Raw genomic sequence first — 16,929 nt, forward strand, 5'->3', positions numbered from 1 at the left:
GATGCTCGTCCCCGACACCGCCACCGACGCCGGGCGCGCGGCCATCGCCGCCGCGGGCGCCGCGGTGGCGGCAACGGCGCCGACAACCGGCGCTGGCGCGGGCGCTGACGTCGGCGCCGCCAGCGCGATTACTGGTCGCGGCGCCAGCATTTCAGCGAACGGCGCGTCCAGCGTCGGCAGCACCGCCGCGGCAAAGGTCTGCAGTTCGTTGGGCCCCAGCCGCTCCGCCTCGGTCAGCGTCGCTGCCGCCGCGGTGCAGAACGGGTCGCGCGCCGGCGCCTGGGAGAAGAAATTGTACAGCCGCGTCATCGCGTCGTCATAGCGGTCCTGCCAGTCGCCACCCATTGCGCGATACTGGCTCTCCAGCGCGGTTTCCGCTGTGGCGAGCGCCGCCTTCTGGTTGGTCAGCAGCGTGCGATAGCCCGCGACGATCTGGTTCCCCTGCGCACCCCGACACGCCAGCGCCGCGACGTTCAGCGCGACCCGCATGTGCCACACGGTCGCCGCGGGAGAGAGGCCGCGGTTGATCGGCGTGATCGCCGGCGTGACATAGACCGGCGCCGGGGCGGGCGCTGGCGGCGGGGTGGCCACCGCCACTTCCTTGGTGCGCGTGGCGCAGGCGGCCAGCGCCGCAATGGCGGCCGTGGCAACGATGGCTTGTGTAACGCGTGACATGGCGGCTCCGTTCTCCCCCGGATTCCCGTTGCCCCGGGTCTGCGCCCGGAAGGTAAACGCGGAGTAAAGGATGCGATGAGCCGCCACCTGGCGCCGCGCGTCAATCGAACACGGTCTTTAGGTTCATGAATTCGTGCAGGCCATAGGCACCCAGTTCGCGGCCGTGGCCCGATTTCTTGATCCCGCCGAACGGCGCCTCGGGCGTGGAGGCGAGCATCTTGTTCACCGCCATCATTCCCGAGGCAATGTCGCGGGTGAAGCGCTCCTGCTCGGCCTCGTCGCTGGTCCACACCGACGCGCCAAGGCCGAAGGGCACGTCATTGGCCAGCGCGATCGCGGCGTCGATATCCTCGGCGCGGAACAGCATCGCGACGGGCCCGAACAATTCCTCCTGCGCGGCCGGATGATCGATCGGCACATCGACCAGGATGCCCGCCGACATGAAGGCGCCCTTCCCCGGCAGCGGCTCACCACCCAGCAACAGCCGACCGCCCGCCGCCTCGATCTGCGCCAGCTGGTCGATCACCGTCTGGCGCTGCTCCTCGCTCGACAGCGGTCCCATGTCGGTGGCCGCATCCATCGGGTCGCCGGCGACCACCGCCCTCATCCCCGCCGAGAACCGCTCGAGGAACGCGTCATAGACGTCAGCGTGGACGATCATCCGCTTCGCACAGATGCACGACTGGCCGGTGTTCTGGGTGCGCGCCGTCACCGCCGCCTTCGCCGCCGCGTCGAGGTCGGCCGACGGCATGACGATGAACGGGTCCGATCCGCCCAGTTCCAGCACCACCTTCTTCAGCGCGGCGCCCGCCGCCTCGGCGACCTTCGCGCCGGCGCCCTCGCTTCCGGTCAGCGTCACTGCCGCGATCCGGTCATCGGCGATCAGCGCGCCGACCTTGCCGCTCCTGATCGCCAGGTTCTGGAACAGTCCGGCCGGCGCCCCGGCAGCGATCACCGTCTCCTCGATCGCGGCGGCGACGCCCTGGCACAGCGAGGCATGTTTCAGCAGCCCGACATTCCCCGCCAGGATCGTCGGCGCCAGCCAGCGGACCACCTGCCAGTAGGGGAAATTCCACGGCATCACCGCCAGCACCGCGCCAATCGGCAGGTAATGGCTCGTCGCCTTGCCGCCCGGCACCTCGACCGTTCGGGGTGCCAGCATCCCCGGCCCGTTCTGCGCATAATAGCGGAACGCCGCCGCGCATTTCTCCACCTCGGCGATGGCGGATTTCAGCGTCTTGCCCATCTCGCGCGTCGCGATCTCGCCCAGCCGGCGCTTGTCCGCCTCGAACGCCTCGGCGATCCGCTCCAGCAAGTCGGTGCGCGTTTTCAGGTCGGTGGTGCGCCATTCCGCCCAGAAGGCATGCGCGCGGGCGACGCGCGTTTCCACCTCGGCGTCGGTGTGTTCGGGATGGGTGGCGCCGGGCGCGCCGGTGGCGGGATTGATGCTCTGGAACATGCCGCCTGAAACGATCGCGCGCACGCCCGTATCCTCCGCCATTCCCCTTATTGCCTCGTCCTGTCGCACCGGCCGCCCCGCGGCGCCGCGCCTGCTTGACCCCTCGCCCGCGCCTGTCCCATAGCACCGCCATGGACACGCCCGTCGACAGCCTGACGTTCGAGGCCGCGCTGAAAGAGCTCGAAGCGATCGTAGCGCGCCTTGAATCCGGCGATACGCCGCTTGCGGATGCAATCGCCTTGTACGAACGCGGCAATCAGCTGCGGGCGCGCTGTGCCGAACGGCTCGATGCCGCGCAGGCCCGGATCGAGGCGATCCGGCTTGACGCCGAGGGCCGCGCCACGACGACACCCTTCACCGCCGGATGACCCTCACCCCGACGCTTTCGGCGGCACTGGCCGATACCGCGCGCGACATCGACGCGCGCTTCGATGCGTTGCTGGCGGTGCCGGACGATCCCCGCGCCGACCTCTATCGCGCGATGCGCCACGCCGCGATCGATGGTGGCAAGCGGCTGCGCCCGCTGCTGGTCGTCGCCACCGCGCGGCTGTTCAACTGCGACATGGACTGTGCCGGGCGCGTCGCGCTCGCGCTGGAGGCGATCCATGTCTATTCGCTGATCCACGACGATCTGCCGGCGATGGACAATGACGACATGCGTCGCGGCCGTCCCACCGTGCACAAGCAGTTTGACGAGGCGACCGCGATCCTCGCCGGCGACTGCCTCCACGCGCTGGCGTTCGAGGTGCTGGCCGATCCCGCCACCCATCCCGATCCCTTCGTCCGCGCCGAACTGGTGCTCGATCTGTCGCGCGCCGCCGGCCCCGCCGGCATGGCCGGTGGCCAGATGATGGATCTGGAGGCGGAACGCGCCAGCTTCGACCTTGCCACCGTCACCCGGCTGCAGGCGATGAAGACCGGCGCGCTGATCCTCGCCGCGGTCGAGGCAGGGGCGATCCTCGGCCGCATCCCGCCCGAGGGGCGCACACATTTGCGCGGCTATGCCCGCGATATCGGACTTGCCTTCCAGATCGTCGACGACCTGCTCGACGTGGAGGGGGATGAAGCGCTGGCCGGAAAGAAGCTGCGCAAGGATGACGGGGCGGGCAAGGAAACCTTTGTCTCGCTCCTCGGGGTGGATGCGGCACGGGAGCGGTGCCGGATGCTGGTGGATCAGGCGATTGCGCACCTGCGCAGCTACGGCCCCGAGGCCGACCTGCTCCGCGACATCGCGCGCTTCGTGCTTTCAAGGGATCATTGAGCATGGCGAGAATCGGTGTTTACCCGGGTACGTTCGACCCGATCACGCTGGGCCACATGGACATCATCCGGCGCGGCGCGAAGCTGGTCGACCGGCTGGTCATCGGCGTCACGACCAACCCGTCGAAAAGCCCGATGTTCTCGCTTGAGGAGCGGATGGCGCAGGTGGAGCGTGAATGCGCCGGGCTGGACGCCGACATCCGCGTCGTCAGCTTCGACCTGCTGCTGATGGATTTCGCCGAGCGCGAAGGCGCCAGCATGATCGTTCGCGGCCTGCGCGCGGTGGCCGATTTCGAATATGAATATCAGATGGCCGGGATGAACCAGCAGTTGAACGACCGGATCGAAACGGTCTTCCTGATGGCCGATGTGGCGTTGCAACCGATCGCCAGCCGGCTGGTCAAGGAAATCGCCCGTTTCAACGGCGACATCAGCAAGTTCGTGAGCCCCGCTGTGCGCGACGAAGTCGTTGCACGTGTGGAACAGACCGGGCGGCGCGGCGGACAATAGGTTTCCGGCAACGGCGCACCCCGGTTCAGATTGGCGCAAGCCGCGATCTAGTTTAGGGCGCTGCTGACACGATCGGGTTGGGATGACGATGCGCTTTGTTGGATTGATTGCGATGCTGGCCGCCACGCTGCTCGCCGGCCCGGCCATGGCCCAGAGCAAGGCGATGGAGGAAGCGGCCAAGGCAGGACAGGCGACGAAGCAGCGCTATACCCCGCCGCCCACCACCGATCTCGAAAACACCTGGCTGCTCGACCTGTCGAGCGGCGGGCGCGTGTCGATCTGGCTGCGCCCCGACGTCGCGCCCGACATGGTGCGCCGGATCAAGAACCTGACGCGCCGCAAATTCTACGACGGCCTGACCTTCCACCGCGTCATCGACGGCTTCATGGCGCAGGGCGGCGATCCGCAGGGCGACGGCACCGGCGGCTCGGACCTCCCCGACGTGAAGGCGGAGTTCAATTACCTGCCGCACGTGCGCGGCGCGGTCGCGGCGGCACGCGCGCAGGATGAAAACAGCGCCAACAGCCAGTTCTACATCATGCTGATGCCGCGGCTCAGCCTCGACGGGAAATACACCGTGTTCGGCCGCGTGCTTGAGGGCATGCAATATGTCGACGCGATCGAAAAGGGCGAGCCGCCGGCCAACCCGACGCGCATCCTCCACGCCTATATCGCCGCCGATAACCCCCCGCCCTATCGCGCCGAGGCGGCCCCCGCGCCGGTGACGCAGGAGGCGCCGGTGACGCTGCCCGGAACGAAGCCGGCGGCGCCTGCACGGAACTCGCGCCCGCGTCGATAGTCTCTTCCTCGTTCACTGCGCCAGCGGACGGGGGAAGATGACGTGAATCAGGCGGCGGCCTGGCTACCTTATTGCGGCATCGCGCCGCTTCCTGACACGCTGATGGGGCGCTGGAACGGCGACCCCATCCTCATCGCCGCGCTCGCGCTGGCCGCCGTCGCCTTCTACCGGCTGGCCGACGCCGATCCGCGCCAGCGGCGGTTTTTCGCCGCAGCATGGGCGCTGGCGCTGTTCCTTTTCGTCTCCCCGCTCTGCGCGCTCACCTCCGCGCTCGTTGCCGCCCGCACCGTCCACCATGTTCTGCTGACCGCGCTGGTCGCGCCGCTGCTCGCCATCGCGCTTGCCTCCACCGTCCGCCCGCCGCGCGGCGGCCTCGCGCTCTGGACCGTCGCGCACACACTCGCCTTCTGGGTCTGGCATGCGCCGCCCGCTTACGCCTGGGCGCTGTCGAGCAACGCCGCTTACTGGCTGATGCAGGCGAGCCTGCTCGTCACCGCCTGGGGCATGTGGGCGCATATCCGCACCGCCCCCATGCCGATGGGCATTGCCGCCCTGCTGGCGATGATGGTGCAGATGGGGCTGCTCGGCGCGCTGCTCGTGTTCAACAGCGGCGCGCTCTACGCCCCGCATTATCTCACCACCCAGGCGTGGGGCTTCTCCCCGCTGGAGGACCAGCAGCTCGCCGGCCTCATCATGTGGGCGCCCGCCGCCGGCCTCTACCTCGGCGGCGCGCTGTGGCTGCTCGCGCGCTGGTTCGTCGCGGAGGAGCGTGAGGTGGCACCGCGATGATCCGCCAGCTGCGCGAATGGGCCCGCGGCCACACCGAACGCGGCCGTTATTCCCCGGTCGGCATCGCCTTCCACTGGATCATGGCCTTCCTGATCCTGTTCCAGCTCGGCTGGGGCTGGTCGATGAGCCGGCTGCCGGTGGGCGAGGACAAGCTTGCCGCCTATCAGGTGCACAGCGCCGCCGGCCTCGCCGTGATCCTGCTGGCGCTGGCGCGCTTCGCCTGGCGCCTCGCCGTTCCCGGCCCGATCAACGATGCTGACAAGCAGGGCTGGCAGACGACCGTCTCGGTCATCATCCACTATATCTTCTACGCCACCTTCTTCCTCTTGCCGATCAGCGGCTGGGTGATGTGGTCGGCGATTGCGGAGCCCGGCCCGCTCTATCTCGCGGGTGTCGTCCCCTGGCCGCCCTTCCCGCTCGGCGACATGCCGCTCACCTTGCGCTGGCAGATCATGGACGTGGCGGAGGACGTTCACCTGGCGGTGGTGTTCGCGCTGTTCCTCGTCATTCCGCTCCACGTGGGCGCGGCGCTGAAGCATCATTTCTGGGATCGTCACGATGTGCTGAGCGGGATGCTGCCGGAGATCCCGGACGAGGAAGACCCCCAGGGAGACCGGACGCATAAGCAGCGAGACCGGCAACCTCGCCCGGCGTGAGCTTGCGGCTGATCTCCAGCATAACATTGCCCGGATCGTTGCGCCGCTCGCTCTTCTGCCACGCGATCAGCTGCTCCGACAGATAGCCCGCCGGCTGCCCGCCCAGCGCCGGATTGCCCGCACCCACGCCTTCGCCCGCCGCACCGTGACACACCGCGCATGGCTGAAGGCCGCGCGCCGCATCGCCGCGCTGGTACAGCAGCGCCGCCAGCCCGGTGTTCGCGCTGGCCCCCGCCGCACCCGCCGCAGCCGCCGCCGGCTGATAGGGCATGGCGGCATAATAAGCCGACACCGTCTGCCGGTCGGCCGGGGTCAGCCGCTTGGCGATCCACTCCATCTCCGCATTCTTGCGCCGCCCGCTGGCATAGGCCTCCAGCTGCGCGGTCAGATAGCCGAGGTCCAGCCCCGCCAGCCGCGGCGCGCCCGCGCCATTGCCGCGCCCATCGACGCCGTGACACACCAGGCACGCGCTCGCCGCACCGGCATCGCCGCCGCTCAGCGCCACCAATTGCCCGGTCTCGACGAAGCGGTCGGCCGCCGTCCGGTCCGCCGTCCCGCACGCCGCCAGCAACAGAAACGCAAGGCCGGCGAGCGGCCGTCGCCGGGAGGGTGCAGCCGTAATCATCGCTTCCTCGGAACCTCCGCCGATCCGATCGGTTCCGAAACGACCGGCACCGGTTCGTGCCGGGCCATGAAGGGGGATCATTGCCGACGCTTCGCGCCCTGTTGCCGCTGCTTGCGCTTGCGCTGCCCGTCGGCGCCTGCAAGCCGCCACCTGACGAGCGCCAGCATATGCCACAGGCCGATCCCGCCGCCGGCCTCGCCGCGATCCGCCGCGTTGGCTGCGGATCCTGTCATTCGATCCCCGGGCTCAGCTGGCCGAAGGGCGAACTGGGCCCCGCGCTCGACCGTTTCGGCGATCAGGGCATGATCGCCGGCCGCCTCCCCAACCGCCCCGACGTGCTGGCGCATTTCGTGCGCCGCGCACCCGAACTCGTCCCGGGAACCACCATGCCGGCCATGCCGCTCAGCGAGAAGGAAGCGCGCGATGTCGCCGCCTACCTCTACACCCTCCGCTCCCGGTAACGCCGGCCCCGTCGATGGGCTGGCGAACAGCCTCGCGGGCTGGCCGCCGCCCGTGCTCGATCCCGCCGGGCCGTTCGCGGGTTCGATCTCCACCCTGTCGTGGATCCTGTTCGCGATGGGCGTCGGCGTCCTGCTGGTCGTCCTCGTCGCCTTGTGGATCGCGCTGTTCGGCAAGGAACGGCTGCGCGAGCGGCTGGGTGGCAGCAAGGCGATCTGGATCGGCGGCATCGCCTTCCCCGTCGTCGTGCTCAGCGTGCTGCTGGTCTATGGCCTGACGCTCACCCGCAATCTCACCGCCCCGCCGGGCCCGGTGGCGATGAAGGCGCGCATCACCGGCGAAATGTGGTGGTGGCGCGTCGATTACCTGGGCGACAACGGCCAGCCGCAGCTGCGCGACGCCAACGAACTCCATATCCCCACCGGCCGCACCGTGCTGCTCGAACTCGAATCGAACGACGTCATCCACAGCTTCTGGGTGCCGCGCCTGTCGGGCAAGCTCGACATGATTCCCGGCCGACGCAACGTGATGAAGATTCAGGCCGACAAGCCCGGCGTCTATGGCGGGCAATGCGCCGAATATTGCGGCGGTCCGCACGCGCTGATGGGCTTCGTCGTCGTCGCACACGAACCGGCCGATTTCGCCCGCTGGCTCGCCGCCCGCAAGCAGCGTCTGCAACAGGCCGCCCCCGCCACGGCGACGCCCGCATCGGTCAGCCGCGGCGCGCAGCTGTTCCAGTCCACCGGCTGCGCCGCCTGCCACCGCGTGGCGGGCACCGAGGCGAACGGCCTCGCCGGCCCCGACCTTACCCATATCGGCACCCGCCAGTCGCTCGGCGCGGGCATCCTGCCCAACAATCGCGGCACGCTGATCGGCTGGATCGGCAACAGCCAGGCGATCAAGCCGGGCAACCGGATGCCGCCCTACACGATGCTGCCGGGTGAGGATCTCCAGGCATTGGCCGATTACATGCAGGCGCAGAAGTGACCTCGGAAACCGGCTTCGACACGGCGCTCTACGATCGCTTCCCAACCAAGGGGGAGCGGCCCGCCGGGGAGCGCGCCGAGCTTGAACGGATCTGGTGCAAGCCCAAGGGCTGGGAACTGCTGACCGCGGTCAACAACAATTACATCGGCTTCTATTACGTCGCGACCGCCTTCGCCTTCTTCATCCTGGCGGGCGTGCTCGCGCTGGTCATGCGGGTGCAGCTTGCGCTGCCGCTGATGGGTGTGCTGCCGCAGGAAACCTACAATCAGTTCTTCACCATGCACGGCACGGTGATGATGTTCCTCTTCGCGGTGCCGGCGATGGAGGCGATGGCGGTGCTGCTGCTGCCGCAGATGCTGGCCGCGCGCGACCTGCCGTTCCCGCGCCTCTCGGCCTATGCCTTCTGGGCCTATGCCGTGGGCGGGCTGTGCTTCTTCGCCTCGCTGTTCGTCGGCCTTGCCCCCGACGGCGGCTGGTTCATGTACCCGCCCTATACCAGCACCACCTATTCGCCGGGCATCAACGCCGATTTCTGGCTGCTGGGTATCGGCTTCATCGAGATCTCCGCCATCGCCGGCGCGATCGAGATCATCGTCGGCGTGCTGCGCACCCGCGCGCCGGGCATGACGCTGGCGAAAATGCCGATCTACGCCTGGGCGATGCTGGTGTTCGGGGTGATGATCATCATCGGCTTCCCCTCGGTGATCCTGTGCACCTTGCTGCTGGAGCTGGAACGCGCGTTCAACTGGCCGTTCTTCGATTCAACCCGCGGCGGCGATCCGTTGCTGTGGCAGCACCTGTTCTGGTTCTTCGGCCACCCGGAAGTGTACATCATCTTCCTCCCCGCCTCGGGCCTCGTCTCGATGGTGGTGGCGGCCGTCGCGCGCACCCGGCTGGTCGGGCACAATCTCGTCGTGCTGGCCTTCCTCGCCACCGGCTTCATCAGCTTCGGCGTGTGGGCGCACCACATGTTCACCACCGGCATGCCGACGCTGTCGGTCAGCTTCTTCTCCGCCGCCAGCATGGCGGTCAGCGTCCCCGCCGGCATCCAGGTCTTCTCCTGGATCGCGACCTTTGCGATCGGCCGCGCGCGCTACAACACGCCGACGCTGTTCCTGCTCGGCGGGCTCATCACCTTCGTCATCGGCGGCTTGACCGGCGTGATGGTGGCGATGGTGCCGTTCGACTGGCAGGCGCACGACAGCTATTTCATCGTCGCGCACCTCCACTACGTGCTGATCGGGGGGATGGTCTTCCCCTTCTTCGCCGCGCTTTATTACTGGACGCCGATGACCAGCCGGCGTCCGCTGTCGGAACTCCTCGGCCGATGGATTTTCTGGCTGATGTTCATCGGCATGCAGGTGACGTTCCTGCCGATGCACCTCACCGGCTTCATGGGCATGCCGCGCCGCGTCTATACCTATCTCCCCGGCCGCGACTGGGATCTCACCAACATGATCTCGACCGTCGGCGCCTTCCTGTTCGGCGCGGGCGTCCTGCTGTTCCTCGTCGATTGCGCGCGCAACATGCGCTTCACCACCGATCATGACGCGGGCAACGTCTATGGCGGCGGCACATTGGAATGGCTCCCCACCGGGCTGTTCTCCACCCGCAGCATCCCGGTGATCAAGAGCCGCTATCCCCTGTGGGACGATCCGAAGCTGGCCGAGGATGTCGACGAGGGCCGCTATTTCCTCCCCGGCTCCGCCACCGGCCTGCGCGAAACGATCATCACCAGCCCGCTGCGCGCCGAGCCGCAATATGTGCAGATCCTCCCCACCCCCTCGCCCTGGCCGCTGCTGGGCGCGATCTTCACCGCCGGCTTCTTCCTGATCCTGACGGTGCAGGCCTATTTCATCTCCTTCGTCAGCGGCATCCTGGCGGTCGCCTGCATCCTTCGCTGGCTGTGGGATACCGACCGGCTGGTCCCGCAGAAGGAGGTCGATGTCGGCGCCGGGATCATGCTGCCGACCTATGCCACCGGCCCGCGCACCCACGGCTGGTGGGCGATGATCATCCTCCTGATCGTGATCGGCATGATGTTTGTCATGGCGATCTTCGGTTTCTTCTATCTCTACGGCATCCACCCGCAATTCTGGATCGCCGCGCCCGATCCCGTATGGCTGCTCCCGATCCTGCTCGGCCATGGCGGCGGCGCCGGTTTCGCGCTGCTCGCCCGCTACATGCTGGCGCGCGAGAAGACCGAATTGTGGACGCCCGGCGTGCTCTTGTGCTGCGCGGCGGTGGGGCTTGCCATCGGCTTCGGCGTGGATTGCTGGACATGGACCCGCCACGGCCTGTGGCCCACCGCCAGCGGCCAGGGCGCGATCGTCTATGCCTTCCAGACGCTGCAGGGGCTGATCGTCGCGATCAGCGTGCTGATGGCGGGCTATATGGCGGCGCGCAACAGCCGCGCGCTGATCGTCCGCCCGCGCAACAACTCGATGGACCTCACCGTCATGTTCATGTGCTACACCGCCGCGCAGGGCAGCGTCATCGCGCTGCTCGCGCGGCTCTTCCCGGGCACGATCTGACGATGCGCGCCTGGGCCTGGATGCTCGGCGGGATGATCGTCTGGGCGGTGCATTTCTTCGCCGTCTACATCGTCGCCAGCGTGTTCCTGACCACCGACATCGCACGCATCCTGACGGTGGTGATGACGCTGGCGTGCCTCGCGGCGGACGGCTGGCTGATCGCGCGGCTCCGGCAGGCGCGCGCCGGCACGCACGATTCCTTCAGCGACTGGATGCGCTGGATCGCGCTGGGCGGCGCTGGCCTCTCGCTGGTCGCAGTGCTGTGGCAGGGGCTGCCCGCGCTGCTCGTCTAGCCCGGGTTCGCCCTCCGGGCGTCAGCGCGAACCCCACAGGCCGACCGCCGCCGCAATCGCCCCCGCCGCCGCGACAAAGGCGACGATCATCAGCAGCCCGTCCTTGACCAGCAACGCCATGCCGAACGCCGCGATCGCCGCCATCGGCGCGGTGGTCGCCATCGGCAGCAGCTCCAGCGGCGGCACCGCCAGCGTCAGCACGATGATCGCCGCCGCCGCCACCCGCACCATCGGCCCCTGGGTCAGCGCGGGCAGCCGCCCGTGAAACCATTTGTCCATCCGCTCGGCCACCGGGCGCAGCTTCTTCACCGCCTTGGCGACCTTTTCGGACTTGAGCGATCGGTTGGCGAGGAATCCCGGCAGCCACATATGCGTGCGCCCGAACAGCAATTGCCCCGCGGTCAGCACGATCACCAGCGCCAGCAGCGTCGGCAGGCCGGGGATCGACCCCACCGGCGATATGTCGATCAGCGGCAGGATGACCAGGAACGGCGCATAGCTGCGGCTCCCGAACGCCTCGATCGTCTGCCCCAGCGACACCTCGTCCTTCTCGTCCGCCAGTTCGTCCAGCCGGTCCAGGATATCGCCGACGCTATGGGGTTCATCTGCCATCGCCGGTGAACGGCGCGACGCGGCTCACGGTTCCGCCACCGTAACGGTCCAACATAGGTAAAGAAAAAGGGCCGCGGCACCCGTGGATGCCGCGGCCCCTTGTCGTCGCTCAGCCTGCGATCACTTGTACTTCAGGTCGAAGCGATCGGCCTCCATCACCTTGGTCCACGCCGCGACGAAGTCCTTGACGAACTTCTCCCTGGCATCGTCGCAGGCATAGACTTCGGCCACCGCACGCAGCTGCGAATTGGCGCCGAACACCAGGTCCGTCCGCGTCGCCTTCCAGCGCGGCTCCTCGGTCGCGCGATCGGTGCCGATGTAGAGCTCGTCGCCCGTTTCATCGACTTCCTTCCACGCCGTGCCCATGTCGAGCAGGTTGACGAAATAATCGTTCGTCAGCTGCCCCGGCTTGTCGGTCAGCACGCCATGATCGGTATCGCCATGGTTGGCGCCGATTACCCGCAGCCCGCCGACCAGCACGGTCATCTCCGGCCCGCTCAGCCCCAGCAGCTGCGCCCGGTCGACCAGCAGCTCCTCGGTCGGCACGTTGAACCGCACCTGCAGGTAATTGCGGAAGCCGTCGGCCTTGGGTTCCAGCACCTCGAAGCTCGCCGCATCGGTCTGCTCTTCCGTGGCATCGGTGCGCCCGGGTGTGAACGGCACCTCGATGTCGTGGCCGGCCGCCTTCGCCGCCTGCTCCACGCCCAGGCTGCCGCCCAGCACGATCAGGTCGGCGATCGACACCTTCTTGCCGCCGCTCGCGCTGCCATCGAAGTCCGCCTTGATGCGCTCATAGACGTCGAGCACACGGGCCAGCTTCTCCGGCTCGTTCACGTCCCAGCTGCGCTGCGGCTCCAGCCGGATGCGCGCGCCGTTCGCGCCGCCGCGATGATCCGACTGGCGATAGGTCGAGGCAGAGGCCCAGGCCGTCTTCACCAGTTCGCTCGTCGACAGGCCCGAAGCAGCGATCTTCTGCTTGAGCGCGTTCACGTCCGCCGCATCGATCATCGCGTAATCGGCCTTGGGGATCGGATCCTGCCAGATCAGGTCCTCCGCCGGCACGTCCGATCCCAAATACCGGATCTTCGGCCCCATGTCCCGGTGGCACAGCTTGAACCAGGCGCGGGCAAAGGCGTCGGCGAACAGGTCCGGGTTGTTGCGGAACCGCTCGGAAATCTCGCGATACTTGGGGTCGACCTTCATCGCCATGTCGGCGGTGGTCATCATCGTCGGCACCTTGACGCCCGGCGTATGCGCCTTGGGCGCCAGCGTCTCCGGCGGGTTGCCCACCGGCTGCCACTGCCACGCCCCGGCCGGGCTCTTCACCAGCTCATAATCGTGGTCGAGCAGCATCTCGAAATAGGTCATGTCCCACTGGATCGGCGTCGGCGTCCACGCGCCCTCGATGCCGCTGGTGATCGTGTGATCGCCCATGCCGGTCTCGTGGGTGGAGGCCCAGCCAAGCCCCATCTGCGCGATGTCCGCGCCTTCCGGCTCCGCACCGACGAGCTTCGCATCACCAGCGCCATGCGCCTTCCCGAACGTGTGGCCACCGGCGGTCAGCGCGACGACTTCCTCGTCGTTCATGCCCATGCGGTGGAACGTCTCGCGGATGTCGCGCGCCGACCCCTTGGGATCAGGCTCGCCGCCCGGCCCTTCCGGATTGACGTAGATGAGGCCCATCTGGATCGCCGCCAGCGGGTTCTCCAGCGCCAGCCCCGACTTCTCGTCGATCCGCGTCTGGCCGAGCCATTCCTCCTCGGTGCCCCAATAGATGCTCTTCTCCGGCTCGAACACGTCCTCGCGCCCGCCGCCAAAGCCGAACACCGGGCCGCCCATCGATTCGATCGCGACATTGCCGGTCAGGATGAACAGGTCCGCCCAGCTCAGCTTGCGGCCGTATTTCTGCTTGATCGGCCACAGCAGGCGCCGTGCCTTGTCGAGGTTGCCGTTGTCCGGCCAGCTGTTGAGCGGCGCGAACCGCTGCGCGCCCGAGGACGAACCGCCGCGCCCGTCGCCGGTGCGATAGGTGCCGGCCGAGTGCCAGGCCATGCGGATGAAGAACGGGCCATAGTGACCGTAATCGGCCGGCCACCACGGCTGGCTGTCGGTCATCAGCGCGCGAAGATCGGCCTTCACCGCTTCCAGGTCGAGCGTCTTGAATTCGGCGGCGTAATCGAAATCGTCGCCCATCGGATTGCCCGACAGGCCATCCTGCTGGAGGATTTCCAGCGACAGCTGATTCGGCCACCAATCCCGATTGGTGCGCCCCAACAGCTTGCGCAGCGCGGCCGGCTCCTTCGAATGATCGCTCAGCGGGCTTCCGGTAACCGGGCAGCCACTGGTGGGTGCGTCCATGTCGTGTTCCTCTCGTCGCGATTATCAGCGAGGAGACTAGGGCCATCGCCCGGTGATGGAAGCGACATAAATTCGTCAGGACGACAGGCGAAATCGATCAATAAGCGATCCTTGTGCAAAATTGCCGATAATCGATCAGGCCGCGTCCGCCGCGCTGCGCGCCAGCAATGCCTCGATCGTCGGCAGCAGATGCGCCGCCACCGCCGCGATCGCCCGCGCATTGGGATGGACGCGATCGGGCAGCACCATGTCGGCGCGTCCCATGATCCCGGCGGGAAAGAAGTCGCTCAACGCCGCGCGATGCCGCGCCGCCACTGCGCCATGCACGCCAAGGTAGGGCTCCGCCCGCGCCCGGATCAGCGCCGGGGGATCGATCGTCGTCAGCAGCACCGGAATGCCGCACCGCCCCAGTTCGGTGAGCATCGCGTCGAGGTTCGCGCGCGTCTCGCCCGGCGGCACGCCCCGCAGCACGTCGTTGGCGCCGATCTGGATGATCGCCAGGTCGGGCGGCGCGCGCATCGCGGCCAACACGCGCGGCAATCGGCGCAGCGCGTCGGCGGTCGTGTTGCCCGACACGCCGGCATTCAGCACCCGCGCCCCCGGAAAGCGCCCGGCCAGCCCGCGCTGCAGCTGCGCGGCCAGACCATCATCGGCCGCCAGCCCGTAACCGGCGATCAGGCTGTCACCAAAGGCGAGGAGATACGGTGGTTCGGCTGGCATCGCCGCTCAAGATAGGGGCGGCCCGGCCAATGTCACCGCAGCCCCTGCCGCGCGCCGCCCCCTCGGCATGGCGCGCGGCAGGAACAACGATCAGTTGCTGGTGATCGCCGGCTTGGGCGTGAACGGCTTGATCCCGAACTCGGGGTACACCTCCGCCGGGTAGAAGAAGGTGCCGTCCTTCACCACCATCGCGATCCGCTTGATCGCCTTCAGGTCCTTGGTCGGATCACCCGGCACCAGGAAGAAATCGGCCAGCTTGCCCGGCTCGACCGAACCCAGCGTCGCGTCCTGGCCGAGATACTTCGCCATGTCCCACGAGGCGCGCGTCAGGATCTGCGCCGGGGTCATGCCGACCTGCTGGTACAATTCCAGCTCGCGGTGGAACGTGAACGAGCCGCCCGTGTCGGTCCCCGGCACGATCATCACGCCACGATCATTGAGCATGCGAACCGTGGCGACGATCTTGTCATAGGCGCCGCGATAGGCGGCATCGTCGCCCGGTGCGCTGGCATCAATCCACGCCTGCTTCAGGCTGCGCTGCGCCCCGATCGGCAGGTGATCGACATAGTCGCGCGCGCCCCGCGCCGTCTGCCCGTCGCGGTTGAGCAGCAGGTTCTCGTGGATGCCCAGCGTCACGTCGATCGGCAGCTTGCGCTCGACCATCATGCCGATCGTCTTCTGCACCTTGGGGCTGTTGAGATCGAGCGCGGGCAGCCGCTTCAGCGCGGTCAGGCGGAACAGCGTGCGCGTATCCTCCTCCGGCTTGATCACCCAGCCCAGCATGAACTGGTTGATATGCGTCAGCTCGTCGAACCCGGCCTCGATCATCTGGTCGGCGGTGGCGAAGGCGGGGACGTGCCCGGCCACCTTCAGCCCGCGCGCATGTGCCTCCTTCACCAGCGCGGGAATCCACGCCGGGTTCATGCTGTTGTACGATTTGACGCCCCAGAACTTGCCGTGATCGGCGTACCAGCGGACCGCGGCGACCGCCTCGGCCTCGCTGTTGACCAGGATGCCGTTGTTGGCGCTGAACGGGCTCTTGCCCTCGATGAAGCCGGCGCGCACGATCCGCGGCCCCGCGATCACGCCCTTGTCGATCCGCTCCACCAGCGTGTCGAGCACGGCATTGTCATTGCCCATGTCGCGCATCGTGGTGACGCCCGCCGCCAGGTTCAGCAGCGCGCCTTCCTGCCCGGTGTGCGCGTGCATTTCGTAGAGGCCGGGGACGATCGTGCCGCCAGCGCCATCAATCACCGTCTCGCCCGCCGCGCCGGTCTTGGCCAGCGGCTCGACGGCGGTGATCTTGTTGCCCGACACCAGTACCGACACCGGGTTGCCCAGCGTCCCCGCCTTGGGATCGAACACGCGCACGTTGCGGATTCGCACCGGCCCGGCATAGCGATGCGCGACCTTCTTGTTGATCGCCACGAACCGGTCGGTCGACCATTGCGCCGCCAGCGTCTTCAACCGCTCGGCCTCGCCCTCGTAACCCGCACGCACGATCACCTGGCGCGGCGAAATCGCGGCGAACATGTCGCCCTTGTCGTCGAGCAGGATGGTGTCCGGCGTGGTCTCGATCCCGCCGACGTCATAGGCGGTCACCTTCAGCGGGCCGTTCGCGCCGGTCATGTTCAGCGTCTGGCCCTTGGTCAGCGTCAGCGTGCCGCCCGGCAGCGCGGCCAGCGTGGTGCCGCCGGTCTTCAGAATCGCGCGCGCATAGAGGCCCGTCGACCACGGGCTGCCGCTCTGCGCGACATAGACCGCGCCGGCCGGCGCAGTGGCGACCGATCCCTTGCCCGTCGCATCGGTCCAGGTCGCACCCTTGCCGCTGCGCGCGAAATGCTCCTCGACCTTCGATCCGAAAGTCGTCGTCCCGGCAATGTCCCAGGCCACCGGCAGGCCGTTCGCATCGAGCCGCAGCGTCTCCTTCATCGTCGGGCCGCGACCATTGTTCTTGTAATCGAAATCGATCGCGGTGCGGTCACCTTCGACGTCGGCGTTGAGGTGCCCGACGGTCTTGCCGCCGAAGATCACGCTGTAACGCTGCATTTCCGCGGCGGCATTGGTGGCAAGACACAGGGCGAGCGCAGCAAAGGCCGCGGAGGACAGGAGCTTCATACCCGACCGTTACGGTCGCGGCGCTTCACGCGCAACAATATGTCGTTGCGTCACCTATGGGATTTGCGCATCCCG

The 16,929-nt window shown here is 67.9% G+C and carries 16 protein-coding genes and 1 pseudogene; 10 read left to right on the forward strand and 7 right to left on the reverse strand.

The window, feature by feature from the left end; genetic code table 11:
• Together ACH0BU_RS08750 and ACH0BU_RS08755 are read right to left on the reverse strand one after the other, a co-directional pair.
• The coding region (locus tag ACH0BU_RS08750; RefSeq protein ID WP_500263934.1) for a hypothetical protein at nt 1-675 on the reverse strand (675 nt) is incomplete at its 3' end.
• 100 nt (nt 676-775) lie between these two features.
• Nucleotides 776-2,134: an NAD-dependent succinate-semialdehyde dehydrogenase gene (locus tag ACH0BU_RS08755; protein ID WP_500263993.1), complete on the reverse strand. Its 1,359-nt coding sequence runs from the start codon at nt 2,132-2,134 to the stop codon at nt 776-778.
• 131 nt (nt 2,135-2,265) lie between these two features.
• On the opposite strand from ACH0BU_RS08755, the gene ACH0BU_RS08760 reads away from it, so the two are divergent.
• The 6 genes from ACH0BU_RS08760 to ACH0BU_RS08785 all read left to right on the forward strand — a co-directional run bounded on the left by ACH0BU_RS08760 (nt 2,266) and on the right by ACH0BU_RS08785 (nt 6,148).
• Nucleotides 2,266-2,502: an exodeoxyribonuclease VII small subunit gene (locus ACH0BU_RS08760; RefSeq protein WP_125945384.1), complete on the forward strand. Its 237-nt coding sequence runs from the start codon at nt 2,266-2,268 to the stop codon at nt 2,500-2,502.
• Nucleotides 2,499-3,395 (forward strand): polyprenyl synthetase family protein, encoded by an 897-nt coding sequence (locus ACH0BU_RS08765; RefSeq protein WP_125945383.1) that lies wholly within the window; start codon nt 2,499-2,501, stop codon nt 3,393-3,395. The genes ACH0BU_RS08760 and ACH0BU_RS08765 overlap by 4 nt, the downstream gene beginning before the upstream one ends.
• Before the next feature lie 2 nt (nt 3,396-3,397).
• Nucleotides 3,398-3,904 (forward strand): pantetheine-phosphate adenylyltransferase, encoded by a 507-nt coding sequence (coaD, locus tag ACH0BU_RS08770; protein ID WP_046409351.1) that lies wholly within the window; start codon nt 3,398-3,400, stop codon nt 3,902-3,904.
• Between the two features lie 88 nt (nt 3,905-3,992).
• Nucleotides 3,993-4,703 carry a peptidylprolyl isomerase gene (locus ACH0BU_RS08775; protein ID WP_136450954.1) on the forward strand — a complete coding sequence of 237 codons (711 nt, stop codon included), beginning with the start codon at nt 3,993-3,995 and terminating at the stop codon, nt 4,701-4,703.
• Nucleotides 4,704-4,745: 42 nt separating this feature from the next.
• Entirely contained in the window at nt 4,746-5,492 is a 747-nt protein-coding gene (locus tag ACH0BU_RS08780; RefSeq protein WP_500263935.1) for a cytochrome c oxidase assembly protein, read from the forward strand.
• A complete protein-coding gene (locus tag ACH0BU_RS08785) occupies nt 5,489-6,148 on the forward strand; it encodes a cytochrome b (protein WP_500263936.1) in 660 nt (219 codons plus the stop codon). The genes ACH0BU_RS08780 and ACH0BU_RS08785 overlap by 4 nt, the downstream gene beginning before the upstream one ends.
• 25 nt (nt 6,149-6,173) lie before the next feature.
• Here the strand turns inward: ACH0BU_RS08785 and ACH0BU_RS08790 are convergent.
• Nucleotides 6,174-6,854: pseudogene (locus ACH0BU_RS08790) on the reverse strand (c-type cytochrome); the annotation flags it as partial.
• On the opposite strand from ACH0BU_RS08790, the gene ACH0BU_RS08795 reads away from it, so the two are divergent.
• The 4 genes from ACH0BU_RS08795 to ACH0BU_RS08810 are packed head-to-tail and all read left to right on the forward strand — an operon-like array spanning nt 6,854 to nt 11,046.
• Nucleotides 6,854-7,234 (forward strand): c-type cytochrome, encoded by a 381-nt coding sequence (locus ACH0BU_RS08795; protein WP_052742545.1) that lies wholly within the window; start codon nt 6,854-6,856, stop codon nt 7,232-7,234. The pseudogene ACH0BU_RS08790 and the gene ACH0BU_RS08795 sit on opposite strands and share 1 nt — an antisense overlap.
• Complete coding sequence (gene coxB / locus ACH0BU_RS08800; protein WP_136450953.1) at nt 7,197-8,219, forward strand: cytochrome c oxidase subunit II; 1,023 nt, start codon at nt 7,197-7,199, stop codon at nt 8,217-8,219. The genes ACH0BU_RS08795 and coxB overlap by 38 nt, the downstream gene beginning before the upstream one ends.
• A complete protein-coding gene (locus tag ACH0BU_RS08805) occupies nt 8,216-10,753 on the forward strand; it encodes a cbb3-type cytochrome c oxidase subunit I (protein WP_500263937.1) in 2,538 nt (845 codons plus the stop codon). Before coxB ends, ACH0BU_RS08805 begins: the two co-directional genes overlap by 4 nt.
• 2 nt (nt 10,754-10,755) lie before the next feature.
• Entirely contained in the window at nt 10,756-11,046 is a 291-nt protein-coding gene (locus ACH0BU_RS08810; protein ID WP_145117723.1) for a hypothetical protein, read from the forward strand.
• A 21-nt stretch (nt 11,047-11,067) separates the two neighbouring features.
• On the opposite strand, the gene ACH0BU_RS08815 is transcribed toward ACH0BU_RS08810, so the two are convergent.
• From ACH0BU_RS08815 to ACH0BU_RS08830, 4 genes are all read right to left on the reverse strand, one after another.
• Nucleotides 11,068-11,658 (reverse strand): exopolysaccharide biosynthesis protein, encoded by a 591-nt coding sequence (locus tag ACH0BU_RS08815; protein ID WP_500263938.1) that lies wholly within the window; start codon nt 11,656-11,658, stop codon nt 11,068-11,070.
• A 120-nt stretch (nt 11,659-11,778) separates the two neighbouring features.
• Nucleotides 11,779-14,016 (reverse strand): catalase/peroxidase HPI, encoded by a 2,238-nt coding sequence (gene katG / locus ACH0BU_RS08820; RefSeq protein WP_500263939.1) that lies wholly within the window; start codon nt 14,014-14,016, stop codon nt 11,779-11,781.
• 135 nt (nt 14,017-14,151) lie between these two features.
• Complete coding sequence (locus ACH0BU_RS08825; RefSeq protein WP_500263940.1) at nt 14,152-14,736, reverse strand: GDSL-type esterase/lipase family protein; 585 nt, start codon at nt 14,734-14,736, stop codon at nt 14,152-14,154.
• Nucleotides 14,737-14,826: 90 nt separating this feature from the next.
• Entirely contained in the window at nt 14,827-16,854 is a 2,028-nt protein-coding gene (locus tag ACH0BU_RS08830; protein WP_500263941.1) for an amidohydrolase family protein, read from the reverse strand.
• Nucleotides 16,855-16,929: the final 75 nt, after the last annotated feature.

The sequence above is a fragment of the Sphingomonas olei genome (assembly GCF_045369765.1).
Taxonomy (GTDB): domain Bacteria; phylum Pseudomonadota; class Alphaproteobacteria; order Sphingomonadales; family Sphingomonadaceae; genus Sphingomonas; species Sphingomonas panaciterrae.